Genomic DNA, 3013 nt, shown 5'->3' on the forward strand with positions numbered 1-3013 from the left:
ACCGTCCCGGCGGTGCTGGCGCTGCAGGAGGCCGACCTCCTCATCACCCTCGGCGCCCGGTTCGATGACCGCGTCACCGGCAAGGCGGCTCTGTTCGCCCCGCACGCCAAGGTGATCCACGTCGACATCGACCCGGCGGAGATCTCCAAGATCCGCACCGCCGACGTGCCCATCGTGGGGGACCTGAAGGATGTGCTGCTCGACCTCGATTCGGCATTCCGCGGCGTGGCCGACGGGCAGAAGCCCGACATCGATCAGTGGTGGTCGTTCCTCGACGGCCTCCGCGACGAGTTCCCGCTCGGTTTCGCTCCCACCTCCGACGGACTCCTCTCTCCCCAGCACGTCATCCAGCGCATCGGCGAATTGACGGGTCCGGAGGGCATCTACGCGGCCGGCGTCGGACAGCACCAGATGTGGGCGGCGCAGTTCATCCGGTACGAGCGGCCCAACGCGTGGCTCAACTCCGGCGGCGCCGGCACCATGGGATACGCGGTGCCCGCGGCGATGGGTGCGAAGGTCGCGGAGCCGCACCGTCAGGTGTGGGCGATCGACGGCGACGGATGCTTCCAGATGACCAATCAGGAGCTCGCCACCTGCGCGATCAACAACATCCCGATCAAGGTCGCCGTCATCAACAACTCCTCGCTGGGCATGGTGCGCCAGTGGCAGACGCTGTTCTACGACGGGCGACACTCCAACACCGACCTGAACACCGGGCACGGCACGGCGCGCATCCCGGACTTCGTGAAGCTGGCCGAGGCCTACGGGTGTCTCGCCATCCGCGTCGAACGCGAAGATCAGGTCGACGACGCGATCGCCCTCGCGCTGGAGACGAACGACCGACCCGTCGTGATCGACTTCGTCGTCAGCGCCGATGCGATGGTGTGGCCGATGGTGCCGCAGGGCGTCAGCAACAGCTACATCCAGTACGCGCGCGAGCACGCGCCGTCGTTCGAAGGGGACGAGTGAGATGTCGAAGCACGTCCTGAGCCTGCTCGTCGAAGACAAGCCCGGCCTCCTCACGCGTGTCGCCGGCCTCTTCGCCCGTCGCGGCTTCAACATCGAGTCCCTCGCGGTCGGGGTCACCGAGGTGCCCGGGCTGTCGCGCATCACGGTGGTCGTCGACGTCGAGGGCCTGCCGCTGGAGCAGGTGACGAAGCAGCTGAACAAGCTCGTCAACGTCATCAAGATCGTGGAGCTGGAGCCGGTCGCGTCGGTGCAGCGCGAGCACATGCTCGTCAAGGTGCGCGCCGACAACGCCACACGCTCGAACGTGCTCGAGGTGGTGAACCTGTTCCGCGCCTCGGTGGTCGACTACGCCCCCGACGCGGTCGTGATCGAGATCACCGGCGATCAGGGCAAGGTCGAGGCCTTCCTGCGCGCCATCGAGCCGTTCGGCATCAAGGAGCTCGCTCAGTCGGGCCTGCTCGCCATCGGCCGAGGGCCCAAGAGCATCACCGAGCGCGTGCTGCGCGGCTGACCCGAGAGACAGATCCGCTCGCTTCCGGTCGTTGAGCGAGCGGAGCGAGACGAAACGACACGAACAAGGAGAGACACGAAGAATGGCTGAGATCTTCTACGACGACGACGCCGACCTGAGCATCGTCCAGGGCAAGAAGGTGGCGATCGTGGGCTACGGCTCGCAGGGCCACGCACACGCGCAGAACCTGCGGGACTCCGGGGTCGAGGTCGTCATCGCCCTGAAGGAGGGGTCGAAGTCGACCCAGAAGGCGCAGGATGAGGGCTTCCAGGTCAAGTCGGTCGCCGACGCGGCCGAGTGGGCCGACCTCATCATGATCCTTGCGCCCGACCAGCACCAGCGCTCGATCTTCACCGAGAGCATCAAGGACAAGCTGACCGCGGGCAAGACTCTCGCGTTCGCGCACGGATTCAACATCCGCTTCGGCTACATCGACGCTCCGGAGGGCGTGGATGTGATCCTCGTCGCGCCGAAGGCGCCGGGTCACACCGTGCGTCGCGAGTTCGTCGCCGGTCGCGGCATCCCCGACATCATCGCCGTCGAGAGCGACGCCTCGGGCTCGGCCTGGGAAACCGCGCTGTCGTACGCGAAGGCGATCGGCGGCACGCGCGCCGGCGTGATCAAGACGACGTTCACCGAGGAGACCGAGAGCGACCTGTTCGGCGAGCAGGCCGTGCTCTGCGGCGGAGTCTCGCAGCTCGTGCAGTACGGCTTCGAGACGCTCACCGAGGCGGGCTACCAGCCGCAGATCGCCTACTTCGAGGTGCTGCACGAGCTGAAGCTCATCGTCGACCTGATGTGGGAGGGCGGCATCGCCAAGCAGCGCTGGTCGGTCTCCGATACCGCCGAGTACGGCGACTACGTGTCCGGCCCGCGCGTCATCGACCCGCGCGTCAAGGAGAACATGCAGGCCGTCCTCGCCGACATCCAGTCCGGCGCGTTCGCGAAGCGCTTCATCGACGACCAGGACAACGGTGCTGCGGAGTTCATGGAGATGCGCGAGAAGGCCGCGTCGCACCCGATCGAGGCTGTTGGCAAGGAGCTGCGCTCGCTCTTCGCGTGGAAGCAGCAGGATGAGGACTACACCGAGGGCAGCGCCGCGCGCTGACCGAGGTAGCTTGGGTTGAGTAGCGGCTCAGCCGCGTATCGAAACCAGGGCAGCGCCGCGCGCTGACCTCACACGGAGGGTGGGTGCTTCGGCGCCCACCCTCCGTCGTGTTCGCGGCACTCGCCGCTTCGGTTGTCGCGCGATGTCGCCTCGGATCGCCATGGCGACCACCGGTGACAGGTGAACGGTGGACACCGGCTCTGAAGGCGCGGTCGGCTCGGGCGCGGTTAGGCTGGGGGAGTGACCCCTCGAGAGCGCGACGCCCTGAGCTGGGACGGCGATGACGATCCGACCCTCGACACGGGTTCGTCCGCCGACGACACGGTCGGTGAGGATGCATCCGCTGACGACGACGGTCGCATCGCCGCCGGCGCAGAGAGCTCGACCGGACTTCCGGCGGGGTATACCGCGGTCGGCCGCGGGGC

Annotated in this window: 3 protein-coding genes and 1 pseudogene; all 4 read left to right on the forward strand. The window is 67.4% G+C overall.

Annotated features, from left to right (window positions below; translation table 11 throughout):
• Nucleotides 1-969, forward strand: a 969-nt coding sequence (locus tag B4E30_RS08895) for a thiamine pyrophosphate-dependent enzyme (RefSeq protein WP_286794835.1), incomplete at its 5' end; no start/stop codon positions are given.
• A gap of 1 nt (nt 970) precedes the next feature.
• Nucleotides 971-1480, forward strand: coding sequence for an acetolactate synthase small subunit (gene ilvN / locus B4E30_RS08900; protein ID WP_194385082.1), 510 nt, complete (start codon nt 971-973; stop codon nt 1478-1480).
• 82 nt (nt 1481-1562) lie between these two features.
• On the forward strand, nt 1563-2588 hold the full coding sequence (gene ilvC / locus B4E30_RS08905; protein WP_194385083.1) for a ketol-acid reductoisomerase: 1026 nt from the start codon (nt 1563-1565) through the stop codon (nt 2586-2588).
• 240 nt (nt 2589-2828) lie between these two features.
• Nucleotides 2829-3013 (forward strand): annotated as a pseudogene (locus tag B4E30_RS08910) (hypothetical protein); the annotation flags it as partial.

This window comes from Microbacterium sp. UBA3394 (assembly GCF_002358725.1).
Classification (GTDB): Bacteria; Actinomycetota; Actinomycetes; order Actinomycetales; family Microbacteriaceae; genus Microbacterium; species Microbacterium luteum.